The 26,042-nt window shown below is 44.7% G+C and carries 17 protein-coding genes; 3 read left to right on the top strand and 14 right to left on the bottom strand.

Going from position 1 to position 26,042, the window contains the following annotated elements; translation table 11 throughout:
- Positions 1 to 2: 2 nt before the first annotated feature.
- The 13 genes from F986_RS04905 to F986_RS04850 all read right to left on the bottom strand — a co-directional run bounded on the left by F986_RS04905 (position 3) and on the right by F986_RS04850 (position 16,198).
- Positions 3 to 1,811 (bottom strand): monovalent cation/H+ antiporter subunit D, encoded by a 1,809-nt coding sequence (locus F986_RS04905; protein ID WP_004692697.1) that lies wholly within the window; start codon positions 1,809 to 1,811, stop codon positions 3 to 5.
- A complete protein-coding gene (locus F986_RS04900) occupies positions 1,811 to 2,176 on the bottom strand; it encodes a Na+/H+ antiporter subunit C (RefSeq protein ID WP_004692695.1) in 366 nt (121 codons plus the stop codon). The genes F986_RS04905 and F986_RS04900 overlap by 1 nt, the downstream gene beginning before the upstream one ends.
- 1 nt (position 2,177) lies before the next feature.
- Positions 2,178 to 5,018 (bottom strand): monovalent cation/H+ antiporter subunit A, encoded by a 2,841-nt coding sequence (locus F986_RS04895; RefSeq protein ID WP_004692694.1) that lies wholly within the window; start codon positions 5,016 to 5,018, stop codon positions 2,178 to 2,180.
- A 361-nt stretch (positions 5,019 to 5,379) separates the two neighbouring features.
- Positions 5,380 to 6,744 carry an ATP-binding protein gene (locus F986_RS04890; RefSeq protein ID WP_004692692.1) on the bottom strand — a complete coding sequence of 455 codons (1,365 nt, stop codon included), beginning with the start codon at positions 6,742 to 6,744 and terminating at the stop codon, positions 5,380 to 5,382.
- 38 nt (positions 6,745 to 6,782) lie between these two features.
- On the bottom strand, positions 6,783 to 8,285 hold the full coding sequence (locus F986_RS04885) for an AAA family ATPase (RefSeq protein WP_004692691.1): 1,503 nt from the start codon (positions 8,283 to 8,285) through the stop codon (positions 6,783 to 6,785).
- 11 nt (positions 8,286 to 8,296) lie between these two features.
- Complete coding sequence (gene hisIE, locus F986_RS04880) at positions 8,297 to 9,079, bottom strand: bifunctional phosphoribosyl-AMP cyclohydrolase/phosphoribosyl-ATP diphosphatase HisIE (RefSeq protein ID WP_004692689.1); 783 nt, start codon at positions 9,077 to 9,079, stop codon at positions 8,297 to 8,299.
- 189 nt (positions 9,080 to 9,268) lie between these two features.
- Positions 9,269 to 10,555 carry an FAD-dependent oxidoreductase gene (locus F986_RS04875; RefSeq protein ID WP_004692688.1) on the bottom strand — a complete coding sequence of 429 codons (1,287 nt, stop codon included), beginning with the start codon at positions 10,553 to 10,555 and terminating at the stop codon, positions 9,269 to 9,271.
- A gap of 12 nt (positions 10,556 to 10,567) precedes the next feature.
- Positions 10,568 to 10,744: a hypothetical protein gene (locus F986_RS18350; protein ID WP_004692686.1), complete on the bottom strand. Its 177-nt coding sequence runs from the start codon at positions 10,742 to 10,744 to the stop codon at positions 10,568 to 10,570.
- A gap of 72 nt (positions 10,745 to 10,816) precedes the next feature.
- Positions 10,817 to 11,893 carry a patatin-like phospholipase family protein gene (locus F986_RS04870; protein WP_004692685.1) on the bottom strand — a complete coding sequence of 359 codons (1,077 nt, stop codon included), beginning with the start codon at positions 11,891 to 11,893 and terminating at the stop codon, positions 10,817 to 10,819.
- Positions 11,894 to 12,054: 161 nt separating this feature from the next.
- Positions 12,055 to 13,674 carry an ABC1 kinase family protein gene (locus F986_RS04865; protein ID WP_004692684.1) on the bottom strand — a complete coding sequence of 540 codons (1,620 nt, stop codon included), beginning with the start codon at positions 13,672 to 13,674 and terminating at the stop codon, positions 12,055 to 12,057.
- 12 nt (positions 13,675 to 13,686) lie between these two features.
- Positions 13,687 to 14,358, bottom strand: a complete 672-nt coding sequence (locus F986_RS04860; protein WP_004692682.1) for a ubiquinone biosynthesis accessory factor UbiJ — start codon at positions 14,356 to 14,358, stop codon at positions 13,687 to 13,689.
- 23 nt (positions 14,359 to 14,381) lie between these two features.
- Entirely contained in the window at positions 14,382 to 15,326 is a 945-nt protein-coding gene (ubiE, locus tag F986_RS04855; protein ID WP_004692680.1) for a bifunctional demethylmenaquinone methyltransferase/2-methoxy-6-polyprenyl-1,4-benzoquinol methylase UbiE, read from the bottom strand.
- A gap of 167 nt (positions 15,327 to 15,493) precedes the next feature.
- On the bottom strand, positions 15,494 to 16,198 hold the full coding sequence (locus tag F986_RS04850; RefSeq protein ID WP_004692678.1) for a DUF8198 family protein: 705 nt from the start codon (positions 16,196 to 16,198) through the stop codon (positions 15,494 to 15,496).
- A 195-nt stretch (positions 16,199 to 16,393) separates the two neighbouring features.
- Between F986_RS04850 and pap the strand changes: the two genes are divergently transcribed.
- Entirely contained in the window at positions 16,394 to 17,821 is a 1,428-nt protein-coding gene (gene pap, locus F986_RS04845; RefSeq protein WP_004692677.1) for a polyphosphate:AMP phosphotransferase, read from the top strand.
- Between the two features lie 53 nt (positions 17,822 to 17,874).
- On the opposite strand, the gene F986_RS04840 is transcribed toward pap, so the two are convergent.
- Complete coding sequence (locus F986_RS04840; protein WP_004692676.1) at positions 17,875 to 18,417, bottom strand: hypothetical protein; 543 nt, start codon at positions 18,415 to 18,417, stop codon at positions 17,875 to 17,877.
- Positions 18,418 to 18,595: 178 nt separating this feature from the next.
- Between F986_RS04840 and F986_RS04835 the strand changes: the two genes are divergently transcribed.
- Positions 18,596 to 22,276 (top strand): exodeoxyribonuclease V subunit gamma, encoded by a 3,681-nt coding sequence (locus tag F986_RS04835; RefSeq protein ID WP_004692674.1) that lies wholly within the window; start codon positions 18,596 to 18,598, stop codon positions 22,274 to 22,276.
- Positions 22,277 to 22,279: 3 nt separating this feature from the next.
- Positions 22,280 to 26,032: a UvrD-helicase domain-containing protein gene (locus F986_RS04830; RefSeq protein WP_004692673.1), complete on the top strand. Its 3,753-nt coding sequence runs from the start codon at positions 22,280 to 22,282 to the stop codon at positions 26,030 to 26,032.
- The last annotated feature ends 10 nt before the right edge of the window (positions 26,033 to 26,042 follow it).

The raw sequence follows: 26,042 nt of genomic DNA, 5'->3' as shown, positions 1-26,042 counted from the left end.
GTTTAAGGCTCCACCATCGGTTGTAGGCTTTCAGCATCGGGATTCACTTCAGCCTGTTGTTGCTGTTGCATTTGGCGTTTTTTGTATTCGGAAATATGTTCGCCTTCCAGTGTTTCTTCTGAAATTAAATATGGAATCAAATGAGCATTAGGATCCACCCGTTCGCCACCATATTTGGTTTCAGGTAAATTTTCACTGTCGAAAGGTTGTACGCTAATGGTTTGTCCATGCTCATCAGTTTTGAGCAAAGTCTGTTCATAGAGCGCATTATTTTGAATTTGCTCAGCCGTTTGGTAAGTGTACTTTTGAATTGGACCTGCAAACACCATATAAGCCATTAAACCTACCAACAATAGATAAATGGTTTTGTCATTGCGCTTTGGCGCTTGTTCAGGCAAAGCTTGGTACGCGGCATAAGCAGCCTCACCAGGATTATCTTCAGGTTTGGTTGCGCGCCAAAAAATCACGAACCCCACACGTGTAAACGCAATAATACTCAATAAACTCACCACTAAAACGGTCACAATAATCAGCAATTGATACGGTGAGTGTGCGGTGGCTTGGAGAATAAATACTTTGCCCAAGAAACCACTAAAGGGTGGTAAACCTGCCATCATCAAGGCAATGGTGAAATAGGTTAACGCCACCACCTTATGCTGTTTCATTTGTGGTGCAATTTTAAAATGGTCTTTAAATTCACCACGTTGAGAGGTAATCCAACCACTTAAAATGTAGAAAGCTGCCGCAATAATGGTACTGTGCACCAAATAATACAGTGCCGCTGCCCATGCCAAGGTATTGAACAGGGAAATGGCGATTAAAATCGTGCCCACAGAAGACAAAATCATAAAGCCAATGAAACGACGTAAGCGTTCCGCACCCATTGCACCAATCACACCATAGACTGAGGTAATTAAGCCAATCGGTAATAGAATGTATTGCAGGATTTCACGGCTAATTGCATCGTCAAATACGGTGCCATTAACACGTAAAATGGCATAAATACCGACTTTGGTCATGATGGTGAACAGGGCTGCTACAGGAGTGGTTGCAACCGCATAGGTTTTCGGTAGCCAAAAACCGACAGGTAGCATGGCTGCTTTAATGCCAAAGACTGTAAACAACAACAACCCGCCAGCAACAGCAATACGATGTTGATCGCCTTCCAATAGAGGCATCAGACGTGCAACATCCGCCATATTGAGGCTGCCGACGCTACCGTAAATCATGCCCAGACCAATCAGAAACAGGGCTGATGCCAACAAGTTAATGGTGACATAGTGAATACCGAGTTGAAAACGCGCTTTGCCTTGACCGTGCAGTAACAGGACATAGGAAGCCATCAACAAAATTTCAAAGAATACAAACAGGTTAAATAAGTCGCCTGTCAGGAAGGCACCGGTTAAACCCATCAGTAGGAAATGGCACATGGCATGGAAATAACGGCCACGTTCATCCCATTCTTTGCTGGCAAACCACATCACTGGAACAGCCAAGCCGTAGGTTAAAACCAACATCAGGGCAGACAGTTGGTCGAGGACTAAAACAATACCAAATGGTGCTGCCCATTCACCAAGGTTATAAACACTGATTTGCCCTGAGCTGGCAAAGATCAGATAGTTGACTGCTGTAAATAAGCCCAACAGGCCAGAGGTATAACTGATGCCTCGACGCCACGGTTGTCGCCAGTCTTGTGCTAAAGAACCTGATCCTGGATTGCCCAATAACACCAAAATAAAGGCGGTAATGGCAGGAATTAAAATACTAAAAATTGGAGTGTGTTCGGTCCAAAATTGGATGAGGTCATTCATTATGGCTCATCCTCACGTGGGTCAATTTGTGGTATTTCTTCTTTAGAGTCAACGTGGTCGGTTCCTGTTTCATAACGACTGCGTAAAGCCAGTTGTACAATAAACGCCGTGGTAGCAAAGCCAATCACAATCGCGGTTAACACCAAGGCTTGTGGCAAAGGGTCAGTGGCTTTGCTGGCTTCCGTGAGTACCGCGGGTGCATTAAGTTGAAGTCGCCCCATGGCAAATAAAAATAAATTGACGGCATAACCAATCATGGCCAAGCCAAGTACCACAGGGAAGGTACGGGCACGCAAAATCAGATAGATGCCTGTGGCAGTCAACAGACCAATAGCGGAGGCAAGTAACAGTTCTAAACTAATCATATTAATCCCCCTTTGGTACTGGACCAGACATACTAGAGTGACGTGAGTCCCCAAGTACTGAAATAAGTAGCATGGTTGCACCTACGACCGTGATATAAACCCCGACATCGAACAGTGCAGCTGTCGCTAGGTGCATTTCGCCTAAGATCGGTGGCGACACATAAAAGTGTGCACTGGTGAGGAAGGGGCGTCCCCAGAACCATGCGCCTAAGCCTGTTAATCCTGCAATGACCAGACCTGTTCCAATCCAGATTTCATACAAACGACCAGACTTGGCTTTGAGCAGCTGTTCTGCATGATCTTGACCGAGTGCCATGTACTGAATAATCAAGGCCAAAGCGGTAATCAAACCCGCGATAAACCCGCCCCCAGGCAGATTATGTCCACGTAAGAAGATATACAGGCTAACCACCAAGGCAATCGGTAATATCCAAGATGCAGTGATACGAAGCATCAACGGCGATGGATTAAAACGGTAACTAAGACCTTTGGTCATGGTGGTGCCGTGGGTACGCATACCATCCATTAGGCACAGTGCACCAATGCCTGCAATGCCAAGGACTGTAATTTCACCGAAAGTATCGAAACCACGGAAATCGACCAAAATCACGTTGACCACGTTGGTACCACCGCCTAATGGAATCGACTGCTGCATGAAGAACCATGAAATGGAGTTGTGATCACGGGTCAAGATAAGCCATGTGATCCATGCAATGCCAAGCCCGCCGCCAATCGCAATCAGGGCATCTCGCCAACGGCGTGATACACTCGACTCATAGGGAGTGAGTTGTGGTAAAAGCGATAAACTCATCAATAACAGTACGGTGGTGACCACATCTACGGTGATTTGTGTCAAAGCCAAATCAGGCGCAGAGAAGCAGACAAAGACCATAGTTACGACTAAACCAATCGCGCCACTGATCAATACCGCTTTAATCCGTTCGTGGTGGAACCATAGCATCATCCAGCACGAAGAGAATAACAGTAGCCACAGTACGATCGCTAAAGCAGGGGCATGGGTGAGTTCACGGGTGCCTGTGGTCAGCCCTTGTCCTAAAAATGGAAGTGATACTATGGCAATACTGAAGACCACAATCCAAAGAATATAGCTTTGTAATTTACCGTTTTCAGTCCAGCGTTTAAATTTGCGTGAGTTGAGCAAAAGTGACTTAAGGAATAAGTCAAAGGCAACTCGACCTTGTAGGCGACCTAAATATGGATCGAGATCAATTTCTCGAATTTTGCCACCCTTCGCTAGACTGAAATAGAAAATCAGACCGCCAATCGATGCAATCACGCTCATCAATAATGGCATGTTAAAACCATGCCATAGGGCAAGATGTGCACCTTCAAAGTCCATCACTTGGGTGCTGGCGCGTGCTGTACTGTTGACGATGTTTTCAACCAATAGAGCAGGGAATAAGCCGACTAAAATACAGAGAATCGCCAGTAAAGTAGCGGGTGCACGCATGCCAAACGGCGGTTCATGTGCATCTTTGTTGGGAACTTGCTTGCCTAATGGGCCATCGAAGAAAACCCCATGTACCAAACGCACAGAGTAAGCGACTGCAAAAATCCCCGCCAGTGTCGCGACAATCGCGGAGCAGATGAGCACAGGACCAGACAGATTGCTGAGCAGTTCAGTAAAGAACATTTCTTTAGATAAGAAACCGTTGGTCAAGGGCACGCCGGCCATCGATGCTGCAGTGACCATCGTCAAAGTGGCTGTATAAGGCAACAGTTGCCATAACCCACTAAGCTTACGTAAATCACGTGTGCCTGACTCATGATCGATAATACCTGCGATCATGAACAGCGCTGCTTTAAAGGTGGCATGGTTAATAATATGGAAAATAGCCGCAGCCACAGCCAATGGTGATCCGATCCCCAAGAGACACATGATCAAGCCGAGATGACTGATGGTTGAATAGGCCAATAAACCTTTCAGGTCTTCTTTAAAGATGGCAAAAAATGCAGCCATACACAGGGTAAATAGGCCAATAAAGGTGACCAAATTATGGAACAGGGCCGCACCTGCAAAAATGGGTAACAGTCGTGCCACCAAGAAAATGCCTGCTTTTACCATGGTTGCTGAGTGCAAATAAGCAGACACGGGGGTCGGAGCTGCCATCGCGTTGGGTAGCCAAAAATGGAATGGAAATTGCGCACTTTTGGTAAAAGCACCGAGTAGAATCAGCAGCAACGTAGGAACAAATAAAGCATGACTTTGAATTTGTGCTGTCATTGTCAAGATTTGATCAATCTCGTAAGTACCTGTGATTTGACCGAGCAAGATGAAACCACCTAGCATGGCTAATCCGCCCATACCCGTAATGGTCAATGCCATGCGTGAGCCACGTTGTGCCGCGTCGTAATTACTCCAATAACCGACCAATAGGAAAGAGGAGATACTGGTCAACTCCCAAAAAACGAGGAGTAAAATTAAATTATTGGAGAGTGAAATTCCGAGCATGGCTGCCATGAACAACATGAGCAGTAGATAGAGCTTATTGAGAGAGTTTTTTGGACCTAAATAAAAATAGGCATAAATATAAATGAGCGTTCCGATGCCACTAATCAGTAAGGCAAAGAGGAGGCCTAATGCGTCTAGACGGAAGCTGAAGTCAATTCCAAGCTGCGGCAACCATGACCACGACTGGGTAATGACAGCGCCATTAAACACCTCTCGTGCTTGGGTCAGTAATAAGCCTAAACTTGTCATACTGACCCCAACAGCTGCGAAGGCGGTTAGCCTACGTGAGCTCTGCTTCAGTAATGAGACAAGGGTTGTGCCAAGTATTAACGGTAACAATATAATAATCGGTAGCACACTCGTTTCCATTGTCGTGAATAGGTCAAAACCTATTGGTGAATCTCATCTTTCAAGGATTACAGGACTGCAAAGAGCAGCCCAAGAGTCTCAATCTTGAAAGCCAATGTGAAATTTAAAAATAATGAAGTTGTGTTGCGCAACTCATGAAGCGTTATAGCAAAATCCGATTTCAGTTAGAAATTTGCAAGTAAAATCGATCATATAACATGACTAAAACAACATCAATCTTTTTTGCGCTGACGCAAAACATTATACGCGTGATGGTTGTTTCTTGGTGGGTGGCAGGTACTTTCTCAGTGCAAGAAATGTAAAAAAGCGACCATTGGTCGCCTGTTTTTGAGGGGTGAAATAGATATATTTATGAAGCAGGCTAAGTTAATGGATTTGCCGATGAAGCATCATCTTCAGCACTGAGTAAAGTAATCAAATGCTGTTGCTGTTCGGGAGAGAGTTGCTGCTGTATTTGTGCGAATAATTCAGCCACACTTAAATCTTGGGGTTCAGCCGCAATCGGTTCGGTGCTTCCACTCGTCGCTTCATGATTGGCAAGGTTTTGGTAAATTACATCGAACTGATGTTGCAGTGGTTCGAGTTGGATCGGACTTAATTGCTTATTTTCCAGTTTGAGGCATTGAAACTCACTGGCTTGTTCCAGCAACTCACTTCGGTTGCCTGAGGCAATAATTTGTAGTCGAGGAAAAGCCTGATTTAAACGTTTTAAAATGACTTGCGCCATATTTTGATCCAATTGATGATCAATCGCGTCAATCAACAGTACGCCGTCACCTTCTAAACAGGGGAACAGGCTTTCAGGATTGAGTAGGCATAAACGTCGCACAATATCGCCAACGAGCGCCACCCAGTTGCGGATACTATTGGAAAGCTGTTGATAGAGCATGCTGTTGCCATGGTAGCGCACCATCAGTTGTAACTTGGGATGATATTGCAGATAAATATCTTCTATTTCGGGCAGAACGGTTGCTAACGCTTGCTTGAGTGCTTGTAGGCTGGGCGACTGGATATGTGCTTGAGCCTGAGCCAGTTTATAGCTTAAGGGAATATCGGGTGGCATGCTTTTGGGCTGATGCAATATCGTTTGTAAAAACTGTGCAGTTTGCGCATTTTCAATATCGCTGATTTCACGAAACCACTCAAAGAAGCGCGCAAAGGTGGTATAGGGAATAGCTGAAATTTCAAAGGCATGTGCATGTTGGAAAATCAGGGGATTGTTCTTGCTGAGAATATTCATCTCATTGACAAAACGTTCCGCAGGATAATATGCAATCAACGGTAAACCTTGCAGTGGATCTTGTAACGTTGCCTGCTGATATAAATTCACCAGTTGTTCGAGTTCTAATGTTTCAACTCGACTGATGCCAATGCCTTGTTGGTTTAAGGTTTTGTAGAGTTGCCATGCATAGGGTTCGGTCGCAGTATCGGTTGCCGTAGGTTTGAGAGCATACAGCTCAGCGGGCACAGCAACTTGAATATCAATTTTGGACTGAAGGCGGTTCAGCATAATGTCGTGATCTAACATCACCACACCTGCAGAGCGTAAATCTTTATAACGGGCCGCAAACCAAGTCAGAGCCTGATAGCTAAAACGTAAGATTGAGGTCTTGCCTGAGGCTTGATCGCCTAAAATTAACGTGACGGGTTTATCGTGATAAGAAAAATCGACTTTAAGGTCAGCAAAATGCAGGATGTGTTTCAGGTGAATCGATTGAATTTTCATAGAACACCCGTAGCGGTTGTGACTATTTTTACATTCGACTATCCAACAACTTTACGTAATGAGCTTGGCATTTGTTTTTTCAGCTGTTGCATCAGATCGTAAATGTGATGGATATTTAAACTTACTTTAGCACGTGTACAGGCCACGTAAAGCAGTCTTAACTCTTCATCACTAATTTTATGGTCTTTGTCGTTGACCTTAAACTGATAATCATCTTCGATGTGAACGCGGTTCCACTCTAAGCCTTTGGCTTTGTGTGCGGTGGAAATAATATAATCCGCTTGTTCAATCGGCGTAATCTTTGCAAGGGCTTTTTTGAGTGGATCGGTGCCATGATCATCCACCAATTTTACTAAAGGCTTGATGTCACTGCCGTCATTGGTTTCGCAATATTCATGTACATCATGCCAAGAATTAAACCAGGCCAGTTCAGGCACATCGGTGACGCGCTTGCCTTGTTTGAGCATTGCGGCAGCATCGACAAAGCGGTTCAGTTTGACATGGTCGGCTTGTAGGCTGACTTTGTCGCCATGGACCAATCCTGAAAGCAGCAATTCCATGGCGCGTGCATTGGTACGACATAAAATCGCATCGCGCATTTTGGTATGGGGTTTGTTGACTACTTTGGAGTTGAGCAGAGGATTGCCCATGAGCGGTACGGTTTCATTCAAGGCGCCTAAAATAGCATTGGCATGCAATGCAATCTCTTCACCAAAACGGAACGAGGTGGTAAGGCGTGACTCAGGCAAAGGCAGTTGTTGCATGGCATTGACTGCGCCGCGCCATGCATAAATCTGTTGGTGTGCATCTCCGACATAGATCACTTGTGTATTGCGCTGTTTCAGTAAGATGCCCAACATCAGCGGATCGGCATCTTGTGCCTCATCAAACAACACATAGTCACTTGGGATATTGGGTTCAGACAACGCCCACAGTTTTAAATAAATATCGTGACCAATCCCAGCCTGATGGTTGGGATCGATCGACTCTAACCAACGACGTTCAATGGCAGGGTAGAGGTGCTTTTGTAGTGAATCGATATCATCGGGGTGTAACCAGCTCGGTGCTTGTAAATGTCGCGGCGCTGGGTACTGAGAACTGGTTGAGCAGAAGTGACTCACGGCATTCGCCACAAGGCTGGCCAAGCGTGAGGGCATCAACACATATTTTTCATAACGTCCGCCCATCATCCGTCTTAAGGTAATGGGTTCAAGGCGATATTCTTTGGCGATAAAACTCGGACTTAAACGAGGCAGACGAAGTTTGTCAGTCACTCCACGTGGAACACTGCGAAAAGCGAGCGAGTGGAAGGTTCGGCAGTCGACATTGCCATGAAACTTCGTTTGCGCTTCGCTGGCAATGGCTTTGTTGAACGCTAAATACATGCCTCGTCTTTGCGGCATGGCATCGCTAATCATTTGCAGGGTAGTGGTTTTACCTGTGCCTGCATAAGCAATTACTTTAAACGATTTGCCCAGACGCGCGTTATCAATGGCAATGGCTTGCTCATAAGTCGCGCTCGGTTTGATGATATTCGACACAGGCAATAAACTTAGTGGCTGCGGTTGGCTTTTTCAAGCAAACCAGAAAGCCCTTGACGACGTGCCAATTCATTGAGAACCACTTGAGGGTCTAAGTCGAAATAGCCTAAAACCACAATCGTATGGAACCAAAGATCTGCCACTTCATAGATCAAATCATTTTTATGGTCTTCATTGGCTTCAGATTTAAAATCTTTAGCTGCGATAATGGTTTCAACCGCTTCTTCACCGACTTTTTCTAAAATTTTGTTGAGACCTTTGTGATACAGCTTTGCAACATAAGACGAGTCTGGATCCGCTGCTTTACGCTCAGCCATCATTTGACCGAGGTAGGACAAAACTTCAACTTGCTCAGACTGCGCCGTTGAGGCATTCATTGCCAATGTATGTGAGTTGGTTGATTTTCCACCATAAATAGCGTTCGGGTCTTTGAGTTGTGCATCCACAATTTCCCAGCCATTTGGCGTGAGTTTACGGTAGAAGCATGATTCACGCCCTGTATGACAGGCAATTCCGCCGTGCTGTTCAATTTGCAGCACGATTACGTCGGCATCGCAGTCGAGACGAATTTCATGTACGGTTTGAAAATGCCCAGATTCTTCGCCTTTGTGCCATAACTTGTTGCGTGAACGAGAGAAATACACGGCTTGGTTTTTCTCAGCCGTTAAAGCCAAAGCTTCACGGTTCATCCATGCAACCATCAAGACACGTCCCGTTTGGTGATGCTGTGCAATGGCAGGGACTAAACCTTGTTCGTTAAATTTTACTTCATCGAGCCATTGTAAATTGTTCATAAGATTTCACCAAGCGAATAAATATTGAGAGTGTTACGATGTTAACGTAGCGCGCTATAGTCTACGTGATTTAAACAGAATAGAGGAGAAACTTTCTACAGTTATCTCACAGCGGCTTAATTGATATATTTTAGAAATTCAACCATCAGTCACCCATCCAAAGCGGATGACGATGATTGTCATCGCATTCTACACAGAATGATTGTTTTGTTTTGCAATATCCCGATAGTTCATTTGACTAAACGTGCCTAATTTTAAACCTGAAATCGTCACCGCCATTTCTTTACGGAAATAGGGAATTCGATACATCCAAGCAAAGCTAAAATCACGTAAACCACCTGCCCACCATAGGTCAGATTGGTAAAGGGGTGTGAGTAAACGACTTAAAAATTGATAGAACGCCGTCGAACTTTGACGGTGTTGATGGTAAGTTTGCCAGAGTTGAATATAATCAATGTTTTCATTTTTTCTTGCGCTTTGAACCGCTTGCCCCAAAGCCCATGCATCTAGAAGGGCCATATTTGCACCTTGCCCCAGTTGTGGACTCATCGCATGTGCTGCATCACCCATGACACCGATACGACCCTCACCAAACTTAGACAGCACCACATCACGATAATTTGCAGTCAACCATTGTGATTTTTGTTCAGGCTGGGCAATGACTTGCTCTAACCAATCCGCAGCAGGTTTCCAACGCTTAGACACTTGGTTTAACCAGTCTGAATGTGCTTGTGAATTGTGTAAAAAGTTATTTAGCTGATGGCTTGGAAGACTCCAAAACACACTCGACAGTCTTTGCTTGGGTTCATGTGGCACTGTACCGGTTGGTAAGATGCCCATCATGATTTTAGAGCGGTCATGAAACTGATGTAAAATTTCTGTATCTAATTCAAGATATTCGGGAACAATTGTCCATTTGGCTCCCCAAGGATAAGCTTGATCAACCTTTACCCATTCTTTCGGTCTTAAAAGGCTGCGTGCGCCATTGGCAATGATTACAGCATCAAAAGCTTGATCAAATGATTCACTATCTTTACTACCCAAAACCCGAACTTGATAGGATGTTTCTTCTAATTTCTGAATGTCGGTATTCATATACCACGTAATGAGTTCTGGATATTCACGGCATTTATTTTCTAAAACATGACATAACGTTGCTCGATGAATCCCTACACCATAAAAATCAGGATGCGCTTGTTGATAATGACTATTGACCAGTAAATTTCCATTCGGTAATTGACCTTTGAGCCCAGTGACTTTTGCACCCAGTCTTAAAACTTCATCTAAAAGGCCTAAATGCTCAAAAACAGCTAAACCAGAGGGCTGTAGTAACAGTCCTGCTCCGACAGGTTCAAGTTCTGAGGCTTTCTCTAAAATACTGACTTGAATATTTTGTCGAGCCAGTAAAATCGCAGTGGCTAACCCTGCTGTTCCTGCACCGATGATGGCGAAGTGGGGGGAGTGATTAGAAATCATAGATCAAATGATTTAACCATTGTCTAAAATGAATGCATGACGAATATCATCAGGTTTTTTTAATTGGTCGATGTTGATTTGAATGGAATCCTCTAACGAGCTTGCAATAATACTTTTTTCCCATGATTCATTTTGTAATTCAATAATTTGAGCATACTTTTCTTGTTCACTTGAAATTATTGTTAGCATAGAAAAAATGTAATCTCGATTTTTCTTTATTTGGTCAGATTAAACAAGATTACATTCATGCGCAAATTTTGTTTATAAATCTTGTATGACCTGTGCAAAATGCTGTTTTTCCACCATTTCCAAGAACTCATCGCCTAAGCGCTGACTTTCAGAAATACATTGGTTCCACATTTGAATGCGCTGTTTTTGGTCGAGCCCTTTGAGTGTGAAATCTTTACGATCGGGCAGGCGTCCTAAAGGTAAGCTCTGTAAATAGTCTTGGGATGGGGACAATAGCAGCGTACGGGCTTGATTTTCAGGATTGGCGCGACGTTTAAACAGCTTATCAAACCAACCGGGCGTAATGCTGTCCGTAAAGTGGGGATAAAGCACAATGCCTTGACTCTCAAAAGGCAGATCGATGTGATAATCAATCAGACCACCATCGCGATAACTGCCTTGCGGCGCATCTGGAATATCGCGAATCGCGGCCATCACGCCTGGAATAGAGGCTGAGGCAATCAACCAAGGCAGAACGTTTGCAGCGGTGAGGCTGTGATAATGAGTGAGGAAATCATCTTCTACTTTAAATTGTTTGCCATTGCTGGGCTGACTAATCACTCGTTGCATAAAGTGGCGACTATGCTTTCGCGCAACAGCGGTTGTGCCGATGATACCTGCCACAGAGGCCAAGAGCGGGAGAACTTGGTCACTTTGGAAGATGTGTTGAGCCTTAATTGACAGTACCGCGAGGTGGTAATCGGGATGATTGACCAATTCCGCTTCTTTGCCTTGCACCAAGTCGAGCAGCATGCCACGGCAAATATCACTGACTTCTTGACGCTGCATTTTTTTGTCAAAATAGAGATTGGTATAGAGTTCACCTAAACGTTCGGTACCTGCTTTTGCACCGTGCGCTAAGATGCTGGCAAAGCGCCAACTGCCAATGGACGAACCAATCAAAGTCCGTCTTTGCGGCGCACGAGCAAAGAATTCACCAAAAATAGCTTGGTCTAAACCTTGAATCCCGATCCCTTTGGGCCCACCTGCGGCACCGGGTACAATATCGACCTGCTCAGCTTGTAAGCCTTCGCTTTGAATGAGTTGACGTGCTAATTTACCTGCACGAATGCTTAAAGCTGGAGGGTGTTTATGCAGGATTTGAGTCATCGTGATCATTCAAAATAGACAATATGTATTGTCATTTTAACTGGCGAGAGAGCGAGCGCATTGGCAAAAGTGATCCAAGAATGACTTGGAAGTCACTTCCTACATAAAACCTAAACATAAAAAGCCTGAGAGACTCAGGCTTTTAATACAGCAGAAAGCGTCTATTTAAACACGCGCCATACCGCCAGTAAGCTGGTGAGGACAATTAAAATCACTGAAATAAACCAAGGCGAGATAATCGCAATCGACAGCAAAATGGCCATGAGACTGCCAAAAATCCAACTGCGTTTTTGCTGATGCTCCATTTGTAGGCGCATGCTTTGTAGTTCATTGAGCTGTTTAGCATGCCAAGCTGATTGGTTTTTGAGACCATTTAAGCTATCGACCAACAGCGTTGGGAAGTCTTGTGCCCCTAAAAGTAAATCTGGAATTTTTTGTCCCAGCTCTTTTAGGTTCTTTTGTGGATTCATTTGCGCTTTGATCCAATCGGTCAGGATTGGCTTTGCCAAACTCCAAATGTCCAGCTCTGGGTAAAGGTCTGTACCTAAACCCTCAACATGCACGAGGGTTTTAAGCAGCAGCATCAGCTGTGGTGGAATTTCCAAATGGAAGCGTCGTGCAATATCCATCACTTGAATCAAAATGCCCGCGAAGTCCAATTCATGCATAGGTTTGGACACCATTGGCCCGACCGTGCGACGCATTTCACGTGCTAGTGCATCTTGGTCTGTGCCCGGTGGAATCCAACCAGCTTGATGCACGATTTGAATCAGTTGCATAAAGTCGCTGTTCATGACCGCAAGCAGCATACGTGCCACGGTCATTTGGTCATGCTTCGACAACTCACCCATAATGGCACAGTCTAGTGCAATATAGCGGGGTTGGCTTGGGTTTAGGGTTTCAACGAAGACATTGCCCGGATGCATGTCGGCATGGAAAAAGTTGTCACGGAAGACTTGGGTAAAGAAAATGGTTAAGCCTTTTTCCGCCAGATCTTTACGATCCATTCCCAGCTTTTCGAAGGTTTCAATGTCTGAAATGGGAACGCCGGTAATGCGTTCGGCCACCATCACGTCTTTGCTATCCATATAGACTTCAGGCACATACATCATGCTTGAGCCTGTAAAGTAATGACGCATACGACGGGTATTGTCGGCTTCTAAGGTCAAATCCAGTTCATTTAAAATGACTTGACGATAGTCCTGAATAATTTCAGATAAGTGCAGTGCACGCGCGGCTTCTAGGCGTTTTTCTAGAAAATCACCTAGCCATTCTAAAATTTCAAAGTCTTGTAAAATTTGACTACGAATAGCGGGACGGGTGACTTTCACCACCACTTCGCGACCATCATGTAAAGCGGCCGTATGTACTTGAGCAATCGAGGCTGCTGCCAAGGGTTGTTCGTCGAAGCGAGCAAACAGCGTGTTTACATCGGCTTTCAGTGAGTCTTGAATGCGCATTTTTGCCACATCAGAACCAAAGGGTTTGACACGGTCTTGGAGTAAAACCAGTTGTTGTAACACTTCAGGTGGAATTAGGTCACGACGAGTAGACAGCAGTTGTCCCATTTTAATCGCCAGTGGTCCCATTTCCTCTAAAGCTTGTTTGAGCTTCAGTGGGTTTTTTCGTTCACGACTGGACCATGCCGCAGGGTGCATACGAATTACACCCAGCGCATGGCGCGCTTTTTCAGGCAATTCTTCCGCAGGAAACAACGTGTCGAGTCTATAGTGCGCGGCAATGCGCCAAAGTTCGAGTAAACGTGAAACGTGCGGAATCATATATGTAAATACCTAGTTTTGAGTTGAGTCTTGAGTGTCAATCTGTGCTTGAAGTTGTTGAATTTTGGCTTCGGCACGATCTAAGTTTTGATTAAAAATGCGGGTATCTTGATGCAGATCATCCATTTGCCAACGCGGGGCAAATAGACCACTGTCTTCTTTCAAGGCATCTTCAGCAAAAAACAAATGACTTTGTAAGGCCTGTTTGATGTGTTTTGGTGTCAGCTGAATTTTGGCCAATTCATGCGCCAAACTTGGGCCAATCCACGGGCTTAAATACGCAGCCAAGTCCGGCTCAGCGTGTTGCATAATCCGTTGAATATCTTGCAGAAGGTGATAATCGCCTTGGAGCGGGATATTGCCGACATCATCCGCCAGTAATAGCTTGAGCAGCTCAACCACATTGGCCACCGTTAAAGTTGCGGTTGCTGGGGTGTGAGATTGAGCTTGGTCAAAAGGGCGTTGTTCGAAAATGGACGCTGTTTCACTATGCCCTGTAACGGTAGGTTCTAAGCGTACTTTAGCTTGGTCAAAGAACACATCGACAGACAGTTGCGGGGACGCGATCACCACACGTAACATCTTGCCTTGTAGTTCATTGAGCTGGATGCGAGTGATCGTATCCAAATTAATCACATGATGAATTAATCGTTCAACTGCACCGAGTGCCAGAATCGACCACATAATTTGCCCTTAAACGTTTAATTTTAAAGTTTAAAACCACGGTGTACAGCAACGATACCGCCTGTCAGGTTGTGATAGTCACAGTTTTGGAAGCCTGCATTTTCCATCATGCCTTTTAGCGTGCGTTGGTCTGGGTGCATACGAATGGACTCGGCTAAATATTTATAGCTTTCTGAGTCATTGGCAATAATTTTGCCCATGATCGGCAGTGCAGTGAACGAATATAGATCGTACAGTTTTGAAAATGGTTCAAACACAGGTTTAGAGAACTCTAATACCAGTAGGCGACCACCTGGTTTAAGCACGCGGTACATCGCTGCAAGTGCTGCATCTTTATCGGTCACATTACGTAGACCAAACGAGATCGTGAGTAGGTCAAAGCTGTTGTCTTCAAATGGATCGAGGGTTTCAGCATTGGCTAATACGAAGTCAACATTGGTGCAGCCTGCATCGATTAAACGATCTCGACCCACATTCAACATCGATTCATTAATGTCTGAAAGTACCACATGACCAGTAGGGCCGACTTCACGACTAAACACTTTAGCCAAGTCGCCTGTCCCGCCAGCAATATCTAGCACGCGTTGACCACGACGTACCCCTGACATATTGATCGCAAAGCGTTTCCATAGACGGTGAATGCCAAAAGACATCAAGTCATTCATAATGTCGTATTTACTGGCAACCGAGTGGAAAACTTCAGCCACTTTTTGGGCTTTGTCATCACTGCTCACCGTCTGGTAACCAAAGTGTGTAGTACTTCCGACATTACCTGTGTTAGCACCGCGAGGAAGATTGTATTTGGGTACAGAACCCGTTACTGGGGTATCAGTCAACTGTTGTTGTAATGATTTTTGTTGACCTTGCGCCGTGCCTTGGGGTAATGGTTCAGTTAAAAATGGACTCACTTTGTCTGTGTTTTGTGCCGACTCTTGAGTAGCGGTAGGCGTTTGATTTTCATTCGACATGGGAGTCACTCCTAACATAGCAATAGGGTAAATGTTGCAGTGCATGCATGATGACAGATTCTAGGACGTTGTACAGTAACCATCATGCAATTGTGCTGAATAATATACAGAAAAACAGCAGAGCAAAGCTGCTGTTGGCTTATTTTTATCAAGTCATTTGTTGAAGTTTACTGAAAAGGATACAAATGCCCCGCATGGACTTTGTCAATAATTTGACGTTCCACCGCAGTAAAGTCTTTCACAAATTTCTCCGCCGACTTTAGCGGTTTCATGGCCAAAAAGCCATCCTGCATAAATTCATACATGATATTGAAGTTATATTTGTTGGCAGTCCCTTTACACATCTTAAAAGCGGTATAGACCATAAAAGAGCGCATGTATTTATCGAGGTTCTTACCCAATTGATCGAGTAAATATAGCTGTTTCAAACGTTCTTCGCCTTGTTCTAGTTTTAAGTAGGCTTGGCGCATCAAATCATCGGTTAAGGCTTCATAGGGATGGTGATCTTTCAGTAATTGCATTGCCACTTGTTCATCTAGTCGCACCGCCAAAATCGCCAACTCAACCCCAGAGGTACCTGTTTTAATGGCATTTTCAGGAATTAATTTCTCCGCTTTATGCGCATATTTGTTCAAGCGCGCAATTTGTCCTGCCAAAGCGTCAAAATCTGGGCCGCCATATAAACGGTTAATAAAATACTCGGCCATCAAGAGGTTTTGTTTTTCTGCAAAAGCCTTGTTATGTGTGCGCTGCATCCGTTGTTTTTGCCAGACTTGCACATCTTGTAAACGTTGGAAGAGCACCGAATCTTGATGATAATGCAATTGGTAATACTGTTCTAAAAGCTCATCGAGGGCGGCGAGTTTGGACATTTGCTGTCTCAGTTCTATTTAAAGATAGCTAAATCTTAGTGCGTGATGACGGAACTCGCTATGACAAAGTGACAAAAAAACTATTTATTTGTGGTCAGTTTGATGTAGAAGTAGTCAAAAGACGCGTGTGAAAATCATCTAGATCATCATTTTTTAGGATCTAGTGATTTGATTAAATAGAAAAAAGGAGGGGCAATGGATACAGAAACGATCGCCAGTGCAGTGCTGAACGAAGAACAGCTTTCACTGGACTTAATTGAAGCGCAATATGCGTTGATGAATACCCGTGATCAGAGCAATGCAAAAAGTTTGGTGATTTTGGTCAGTGGAATTGAACTTGCGGGTAAAGGCGAAGCGGTGAAACAGCTGCGCGAATGGGTCGATCCTCGTTTTTTATATGTCAAAGCCGATCCACCGCACTTGTTTAATCTAAAACAGCCTTTTTGGCAACCGTATACCCGATTTGTACCTGCCGAAGGGCAAATTATGGTGTGGTTTGGTAACTGGTATGGGGACTTGTTGGCTACGGCCATGCATGCTTCAAAGCCTTTAGACGACACCTTGTTTGATGAATACATCAGCAATATGCGGGCTTTTGAGCAGGACTTAAAAAATAACAATGTAGATGTCTTAAAAGTCTGGTTTGATTTGTCGTGGAAGTCTTTGCAAAAGCGTCTGGATGAGATGGACCCGAGCGAAGTGCATTGGCATAAGTTGCATGGGCTAGACTGGCGTAATAAAAAACAATACGACACTTTGCAAAAACTACGTACGCGCTTCACTGACGACTGGCAAATCATTGATGGTGAAGATGAAGATTTGCGTAATCACAATTTTGCACAAGCGATTTTAACGGCGCTGCGTCACTGTCCAGAGCATGAAAAAAAGGCCGCGCTAAAATGGCAGCAAGCACCAATACCAGATATTCTGACTCAGTTTGAAGTCCCTCAAGCTGAGGATGCGAACTATAAATCAGAATTGAAAAAACTCACCAAACAAGTGGCCGATGCCATGCGCTGTGATGACCGTAAAGTGGTGATCGCTTTTGAAGGTATGGATGCTGCGGGTAAAGGGGGGGCGATTAAGCGTATTGTGAAAAAGCTCGACCCGCGAGAATATGAAATTCATACCATTGCAGCACCTGAAAAATATGAGTTACGCCGTCCTTATCTGTGGCGTTTTTGGAGCAAATTGCAGTCGGATGACATCACTATTTTTGATCGGACGTGGTATGGACGCGTTTTGGTAGAGAGGATAGAAGGCTTCGCAACCGAGGTAGAGTGGCAACGCGCTTATGCGGAAATCAATCGTTTTGAAAAAAACCTCAGCAACAGCCAAACCGTGCTGATTAAGTTTTGGCTGGCGATTGATAAAGATGAACAAGCAGCGCGGTTTAAAGCCCGCGAAAGTACTCCGCATAAACGTTTTAAAATTACCGAAGAAGATTGGCGCAATCGCGACAAATGGGATGACTATTTAAAGGCAGCCGCGGATATGTTTGCACATACCGATACAGGTTATGCGCCTTGGTATATTATTTCCACCAATGATAAACAACAGGCCCGAATTGAAGTCTTAAGGGCAATTTTAAAACAGCTCAAAGCGGATCGCGACACAGATTAAAAAGCATAAAAAACGGTCATTTGACCGTTTTTTATAGAGGTGGATTTAGTTCTTTAACTTAAGGGAATTTGGGTCACTGGCGCTGCAACAGGAACACCTTGTTCGGCGGCTTGTTTCAGTTGAATGCCTTTGGCGAGCTTATACGACTCTTCCACATGAGTTTCCGCAATTTTTTTCATCACGACATAACCCAAGCTAGCCGCAATCATCTGTCCACCAAGAGGAATGAATTTAGTGACTTGTTTGGTGATGTATTTGGCTGCCATGTTATTGAGGGATTTCTTCACGGCTGTACGTGCCACCACCAGTCCAGAGAACTCCACGCCACGTTTACGCAGTTCTGACCAATGTATTTGCTTGGTTTCTGGGTCGTAAACACTGACTTGCTCAGGGGTTAGGCCAAAGCGGGCGTTAATTTCGGGAATCAACTGCGACAATATGCCCACATCAATCACCACATCAAGGAAAGGGACTGGAATAACCGCTGCACCTGCGGAAAAATAGGCGCGCTTTTTGACTAAGTCCAAACATTCTTCGCGGATTTGTTCTAAATTTAAAGAGGGATCAATTTTTTCTGGAATGTGCTCTAATTTCATTTTCTAAATCCTAAAATATCCTGATTCACATTGATTCTAGTTTTGCTTAAAGTGCGTATTTTAAAGCAAATTTTAAATAGAAATATGTCATCAAAGTGACATAGACAGAACTAGAAGTATAGTCAATAATCTGTGTACTTTTGTAGATTTTTCATAAGATGGTTATTTGAGAGGAAACATGGCGATACACGTAATACAAAGTCAGCGTATTGATGTTCTGTTGCAGGCCATGCAAAAAACCGTCTTTAAACCAGCCAAAAATGCCTTTCAAGTGTTGCAAGCACAGCACTTTATTGTACCTTCACCTGCGGTTGAGGCCTGGCTAACACAAAAGTTGGCGGAGCAGCAGGGCATCAGTGCCAACACGCAGTTTCATCATCGTATTCGTGGTTTTCAATGGTCGGCTTATCAGTGGGTTTTGGTCGATCAAAAAGATGAAGTCCGTAAAGCCAATATTCCGCGATTGATTATTAAATGGCGCGTCTTCCAAGCCTTAAAAGAATTTATACAAGCTGAGCTGAATCCTTTAGAGGTTGCCCATCCGTTGTATCCGATTATTCAGCGGATCTATGCCAGCGCTGACCGTTTGCAACAAGGCATCGATAAACAGCTCAAAAAGCAAAGCATGTTGTATTGGGTCGCGGAGCAGGTTTCACGGTTATTTAGTTTTTATATGGATTATCGTGGACATTGCACCAAAGGTTGTCCACCGCAAAGTTGCCGTTGCCAGACCAATTGGTTACAAGCGTGGGGCAAAAACCAGCCGCTCGATTTGGAGCAGATGTTCTTTAAAACCCATCAAGAACTCAGTACTTTTCAGCTTAATCAAGCGCATGAATTGGAAGCATGGCAGCGTTGGCTCTGGCAAGTGGTATTTCATGCCGACTTTGAACAAATTCAGCGTATTGATACTGCATTTTGGGACTTACTCGATCAAGCCGAGACCCGAGATGCTGCGCTTAAAAAGTTGCCTGCGCAGTTGGTGGTGTTTACTGTTTTAGATTTACCGCCAAAGCAATTGGAGTTTTTACATCGATTGGGGCAATATCTCGATATCTTTATTTTTCACTATAACCCATCACAAGAGTACTGGGCGGACAGTGTCGATCCCAACTGGAAAGCGCGTTATGACGCACGAGTGAAGCAGCGTTTTATTGAAAAAAATCCAAATGCCAATGATGCAGAGATTCAGCAGTTTTTTGATGAGTTTACCCTCAATTTTAATGCAGAAACTCGAGAGTCTCGCCATCCTTTACTGACCCGATTTGGTAAACAAGCGCGCGACCATTTCTCTTTACTTTCCAGCCTTTCTTCAGGTGAAGACGGGGTGTGGGCCGATATCTTTGTCGATGAATATCCAGAAACGTTACTTGGTAAAATTCAGTCTGATGTCCTGTATTTGGTAGAACCTATGCAGCATCAGTATGCTTTGGCTGAACAAGATGGTTCAATACAGATTCATGTCTGTCACTCCAGCCTCAGACAGCTTGAAGTCCTCAAAGATCAACTGACGCATTGGTTGGCTCAGGGCACGGCTGATGCACCGCGACGTCCAAGCGATATTTTGGTGTTGACGCCCAGTTTGACTGAGCTAGAACCTTTTATTCGCAGTGTTTTTGCGCCTCCCCCCCATGAGCGTGAGGCTTTGCAAAAGGGTCATCAACTGAGTAAAGACAGTATTTATTTGCCGATTAAGCTAGCTGGCGTGACTCAGCTCGATGCCTTAAATGCATGGCGTGCTGTGTTGGGACGGATGGTCTTGGTACGGGGGCGTTTCAGTATTGAGGACTTTGCCGATTGGCTCAGTTTAAATGCAACGCAGCAACGTTATGGCTTAGACATGAATATGATCGAACGGATGAAGGAGCTGTTGATCAACGCAGGCTTTAAACGTGGATTGGATGCCGAGCATTTAAAAAGCAGTCTGGCTGAAGGGGATGAAGACTATCGTTATAGTCTGAAGTTTGCCTTAGATCGTTTGGCTTTAGGCGTCGCTGTACCAGAGCATGTGCTGTTTCATGAGACCTTGAGCTATGCCCAAGTACAGTCGAGTGATTTTGAGTTGATTGGTGTTTTGATTGAAATTTATCAGGATTTTAAACACCGCTCGGAGTGGATGATCGCGCATGAAATCGGACAGCGGACGACGGCGGAAACTTGGCTGAATCGTTTGATGGAAGATATTCGCGAGTTTGAAGCCGCAGGTGTCGAGTCTTTGGCCGCAGTGTATAAGATGGTCAAAAAACAAGAACGTATGCTGACCTTGGCGAGTTTTTATGACGAACACGACCATCATGCACTGCGCAGTTTAAGTCTACCTTTGCCTTATGTATTAGAAGAAATCCAAAAGACTTTAGAAGCGCAATTGGACTATGCAGAACCCACGGGGCAGATCACGTTTAGTCAAATTGGTCAGATTCGACCTGTGCCGTATAAGCTGATCGTGATGTTGGGCTTGGACAGTGGCAAGTTTCCCAACCGCAGTGCGCATTTGCCTTTTGACCTGATGGACTTGCTGAAGCCACAACTGGGGGATCGTTCCCGTTTGGAAGATGATCAAGGGGCTTTTCTAGATGCGTTGTTGTTGGCACAAGAGAACTTATGGTTATTTTATAATGGCTTTGATATCAACGATGGTGAAGTCCGTGATCCGTCTACGGTATTGCAAGAACTGATTCAGCATATGGACTTTATTGTTCAACCTGACACACAAAGCAAGAGTGTCAATGCAACGGTTGATCAGCATGGTGTGACTGTCCCTGCACAGTTGGCATCGCTGTATCATGTTCATCCTTTATTGCCTTTTGATCCGCGTGGTTTTGAGTCTGAGCACAGTATTCGTTTTCAAGACCAATGGTTTCAAGTTGCGAAACAATTGCAACATGCATCAGGACAACGCAGCAGTTGGGTCAACACGCCTTATCCAAAATTAGAGCAAGATATTCAAGTTCTTGACAGTCAGCAGTGGATTCAGGACATTACTTTCCCTGCAAGACTGTATCTCAAGACTTTAGGGGTGGAAAACTTAAAACCAGAAGAGATTCCTGCAACGCAAGAACCTTTACTCCTCGATGGGTTAGGACGTTATGCCATCCGTCATTTTTTACAACAACATGAGGCAGAAGCAGACGCCAACCTTCTGATGGATCAACTGCCGATTGGTAAAGTCCAAGATGGGGTCTGGCAAATGAGCGTGCTTGAGCAGCAGCGCTTGCTGACACGTTTACAACGCTATGCACGCGAGGCTACAGCCACGACCCAACAAGTCTGGAAGGTGAATGGACATTTGCAAATCAATGTCACCCTAGCCAAATACAGTGCTGAAAAATGGGTCAGTGTAGAAGCGTCTAGTGCCAGAGCAAAGCGCCGTGCCAAAGTTTGGTTAGAGTATTTACTGTGGCTGGCTTATGTCAATTTGGGAGAGGGCGGACAGCAATATCAACGCATCGTGGTGTTTAGTGACCGAACCATTTTATGTACTGGCGTGAGTTCAAATCAGGCGCGTGAATGGCTTAAACCTTGGTTGAAAGCATGGGAGTATGCACAGACTCAGCCTTTGGTTTTACCTGCGGCCTTGTTACTGAAAATTGCAGAGAAAGATAAAACCCATGAATGGCAACTGAATGATCAGGGACAGATGGTGATTGCCGATATGGACGCCATTTATAAAGTGTGGGAAGAAGATGGTCGCTTTAGTGGTTTTTCAATGACTGAAAATGAAGCCAATAAAGCACACCGCGACTGGCAGTTTATTTTACAAGAGCAGGATGCCAAAGCATTACTTGCCCATGCCTGCGAGCAGTTTTCTTATGAACTATATCATCCGATATTTTTGCATCAGCAAAGCCTTGAGGACTAAGTCATGACAGCACAGTCTCAGGGCTCTACATCGAACATATCTTATCAACCCATTGCCGATATGAGCTTTCAGGGCTTGCATTGGATTGAAGCTTCAGCAGGCACAGGCAAGACTTTTACTTTATCCAGTTTGATGGTGCGTATTTTTCTTGGGGCCTATTTGCCGAATCAGGTCATTGCAACCACCTTCACCCGTGCTGCCGCTGCGGAGCTGAAAAGTCGCGTTCGGGCACGTTTGATTGAAACTTTACGTTATTTTGAAGGTTGTCAGAGTCTGACCGAGCGAGAAATACAGGCCAAAATAGCCGCTGAACAAGATCCGCTTTTTATCAAAGTACTCATAGACTATGCACAGCGGGTCGGTTTTGCCCAAGAGCGTTTGAAGTTGGTGATCGATCAGTTAGATGAGCTGTTCGTCGGCACACTGGACAGTTTTAGTCAAAAGTTACTGCGTGAGTTTTCTTTTGAAAGTGGCAAGATTGAGCGTGCAGATATCACCGATGATGCGCAGAGTTATACTCAACAGCTTATTCATGACGTATTACGCGAGTGGATTCAGGCACAGCCGCAGCCTGTGGTGAATTATTTACTGTTAAAACAAAAATTAAAAACCGAACAGGCTTATGTGCCAATTGTTGAAAATAGTCTGAACTTTGCCTCGGCACAGTTTCAACAGGTGGAAAAACCTGTGCTTGATTTGACGCAATTTGAGCAGGCCATTGATCAATTTACTGCGCTGGATGTGGCACAGATTGAAAGCTTGAAAGACTATTATGCCCCTGAAGGGCAATACCATGCAGTGCTGGGGAAAAAATGGCGTACCGATGCTTTGATGCAACGCATCCTATGTCAGGACTTACCTGCTTTTTTGACTGCGCTGAAAGAGCAGCGGGCTTATGCCTTATTTGCGCCACATTTTGAAAAAACCTTAAAGCACCTGACTGAGCTTGCGACGAAAAAAGTCTTAAACAAATGTGCTGTAGATGTGTTGGAACAGTTTGAGCAGCATCCTGTGTGGCGACAGGTCCGCAGTTTCTTAGAGGCGTTGGCAGAGTTAGAGCTCAATTTGGACGTGCTGGATGCGTATTTAAAATATCACTTAAGCTCTGAGGTGAAAAAGCGTTTACCACAAGTCTTGCAGCAAAAGAGTGAAACGACTTTTGCCCAGCAAATCCGTACCTTATCAGAAGCCTTACAGGGCGAACAAGGCCGGCGCTTTGCTCAGTTTGTACAGGCACGCTATCCGCTCATTTTAGTGGATGAGTTTCAAGACACCAACCAAGACCAAGATGATATGTTGGCGCGGATTTGGCGTGATGCACAGCGCTATCCTCAAGGCTGTATGATTATGGTCGGTGACCCGAAACAAGCCATTTATGGCTTTCGAGGTGGTGACATGCTGACGTATAACAAAGCGCGTTTAGATGTTTTGGCAAAACACGGTCGGCAGTATAGTTTGAAATATAACCATCGCTCTGTGCAAAAGCTGGTACAGGTGGTGGATGCTTTATTTCAACGCCAACAGGACTTTGGTGAGCAGGTCTATTACCAGCCTGTAGAAGCAGGGACTCGACCACATCCTGCTTTGGTCGATGCACAGGGTGAAAACCATGTACCGCTGCGTTGGCTGTTACTTGAAGACAAGAAAAATGAAGCTCAACAAGTGGCATGGAAAATTCGTGATTTAATCAACCAAGGCATTCAACAGCAACTGTATGTGGCAGATGATCCGCCACAGTTTATGGGGGCAAATGATATCGCGGTGTTGTCGAAAAACCATGATGGCTTGGACAAAGTTCAGTTTGAACTAGAGCGTTTAGGGATTTTGGTCAACCGTCCGTCTAAACGCAGTGTGTTTGAAAGTCAGGTCGCGAAAGATGTCGGTGCGCTATTGACCGCAATGATGCATCCTTTTGATGAGGCCAAAGTTCGCCGTGCACTTTTGAGTCGGCTGTTGGCTATTGATTTAAAACAGTTACTGGAACTGGAAAAGCAAGCCAACGGTTTGAGCCAGTTTATGGCGGATTTTGATGACATCCGCGACATGTGGATCAACAAAGGCTTTTTAAGCGCATGGCAGTACGCTTTAAACCTGTTTAAAGTGTGGAAAAACTTGGTGGCTTACCAAAGCCGAGACAACGAACGGGCGGTGGTCAATCTACGGCATTTGACTGAGTTGTTAAGCCAGCATAGTGAGCAGTTCCAAGGTGCACAGAAACTGTATCATTGGTATCTCAAACAGTTACATTTGCCTGCGGAACGTGAGTGGGAGTTGGAACGCAAACTTTCCAATGCCACAGGCGTACAGCTGATGACTATTCATCAGTCCAAAGGTCTAGAGTTTAAAATTGTGTTCTTGCTGGGTGCCGACAAAGACTTTAAGGAAATGAATAAAACCTTAAACTTTTCAACGCTGGAACAGATCAATCCGACGACAGGGCAGAGCGAGTTACAGCGCATCGTGGCAGTAAATGATGCCAACCTGTTAGATCCAGCCGCGATTGATCAACACAATGAGCGTGCCGAAGCAGAACAGCATCGCTTATGGTACGTCGCACTGACCCGTGCCAGCCACCGCGTGTATGCCTTACTGCAAGATCAGGAATATAAATCAAATACGGCATTGGCATTTTGGCGTGGCCAAGCAGGTAATCTATTTGAACATCCTGCCAGTGGTGATGAGGAGCTGCTGACTGAAAAGCCGATCCGTTTACAACCAGCCAAGCAGCAAGAGATCATTCAACTGCAAGCTTTGGCTTTTCCTGAACAGCGTTTTTATCCACGTTCCAAAACCAGTTTTAGTGCGTTGGCACAGCATTTGAGTCGCAAAGAGGCAATGGATGCCTTAGCGGTTTTGAGCGAGAAAGTGGGTAGTGCGGATGACGAGATTAATCATCCTGTGCTTGAAGATGTGGAGCTGAGTCAGCCTTTGGCGTGGATTAAACGGCAGTTTCCAATGGGGACGACTGCGGGAACCTTCCTGCACGAAATTTTCGAGCATATTGACTTTCAGGACTCGGGTGACTGGGGACTGGAAATTCATCGTCGTTTTAAAAATGATAGTCCCTTACTGTGGCAAGAGTTATTGGGCAAATATCAAAATGAGTTTGGACAGGATGATGAAACTCAATTGGTGCTGTGGATGCAAGCGTGGTTAGCAGATGTACTAGAAACGCCTTTGCATGCAGGTTTTCAGTTGAAGCAACTGAAAGCCGATGAACACTTGGCTGAGTTTCCTTTTTATTTGTCATTGTCCGATCATGTGCTGGCGATTAAACGCATACAGGCATTGTTTCAAGAGTATGGGATTGATCTGCTCGACTTAAATGAAGCCAATTCTGCTCGTTATCTGACAGGTTCGATAGACTTGGTTTATTTTGATGGTCAGCGTTATCACATTGCCGATTATAAAAGTAACTTCTTAGGGGCGGATCAGCAGAGCTATAATCATGACGCAATCGAATTGAATATGTCACATGCCAGTTATTGGTTGCAGGCGGGTCTGTATTTGGTGGCTTTGCATCGCTATTTAAAAGTGAATTTGCTGGACTATGACATTGAAGAACATCTGGGACAGGCGAGTTATCTTTATTTGAGAGGGATGAATGGGCAGCCCGATCAAGGGGTTTTAAGTTGGCGTGCTAGCCCCGAGTTTATTTTAAGATTAGATGCCATCTTGGGTCATTTTGCTGAGGATACTTCTACTGAAAATCATGTAGGCAAAACTTCTGAATTAAGTGAAATTAGTCACTCATAAACAAAGAATT

This window comes from Acinetobacter johnsonii CIP 64.6, assembly GCF_000368045.1.
Classification (GTDB): Bacteria; Pseudomonadota; Gammaproteobacteria; order Pseudomonadales; family Moraxellaceae; genus Acinetobacter; species Acinetobacter johnsonii.
The sequence above is the reverse complement of the archived record's forward strand: the minus strand, read 5'-3'. Positions and strand labels throughout refer to the sequence as shown.

Coding starts and splice junctions, on each gene's coding strand:
- F986_RS04905 (WP_004692697.1), bottom strand. CDS start 1,811: ATGAATGACCTCATCCAATTTTGGACCGAACACACTCCAATTTTTAGT.
- F986_RS04900 (WP_004692695.1), bottom strand. CDS start 2,176: ATGATTAGTTTAGAACTGTTACTTGCCTCCGCTATTGGTCTGTTGACT.
- F986_RS04895 (WP_004692694.1), bottom strand. CDS start 5,018: ATGGAAACGAGTGTGCTACCGATTATTATATTGTTACCGTTAATACTT.
- F986_RS04890 (WP_004692692.1), bottom strand. CDS start 6,744: ATGAAAATTCAATCGATTCACCTGAAACACATCCTGCATTTTGCTGAC.
- hisIE (WP_004692689.1), bottom strand. CDS start 9,079: ATGAACAATTTACAATGGCTCGATGAAGTAAAATTTAACGAACAAGGT.
- F986_RS04875 (WP_004692688.1), bottom strand. CDS start 10,555: ATGATTTCTAATCACTCCCCCCACTTCGCCATCATCGGTGCAGGAACA.
- F986_RS18350 (WP_004692686.1), bottom strand. CDS start 10,744: ATGCTAACAATAATTTCAAGTGAACAAGAAAAGTATGCTCAAATTATT.
- F986_RS04870 (WP_004692685.1), bottom strand. CDS start 11,893: ATGACTCAAATCCTGCATAAACACCCTCCAGCTTTAAGCATTCGTGCA.
- F986_RS04865 (WP_004692684.1), bottom strand. CDS start 13,674: ATGATTCCGCACGTTTCACGTTTACTCGAACTTTGGCGCATTGCCGCG.
- F986_RS04860 (WP_004692682.1), bottom strand. CDS start 14,358: ATGTGGTCGATTCTGGCACTCGGTGCAGTTGAACGATTAATTCATCAT.
- ubiE (WP_004692680.1), bottom strand. CDS start 15,326: ATGTCGAATGAAAATCAAACGCCTACCGCTACTCAAGAGTCGGCACAA.
- F986_RS04850 (WP_004692678.1), bottom strand. CDS start 16,198: ATGTCCAAACTCGCCGCCCTCGATGAGCTTTTAGAACAGTATTACCAA.
- pap (WP_004692677.1), top strand. CDS start 16,394: ATGGATACAGAAACGATCGCCAGTGCAGTGCTGAACGAAGAACAGCTT.
- F986_RS04840 (WP_004692676.1), bottom strand. CDS start 18,417: ATGAAATTAGAGCACATTCCAGAAAAAATTGATCCCTCTTTAAATTTA.
- F986_RS04835 (WP_004692674.1), top strand. CDS start 18,596: ATGGCGATACACGTAATACAAAGTCAGCGTATTGATGTTCTGTTGCAG.
- F986_RS04830 (WP_004692673.1), top strand. CDS start 22,280: ATGACAGCACAGTCTCAGGGCTCTACATCGAACATATCTTATCAACCC.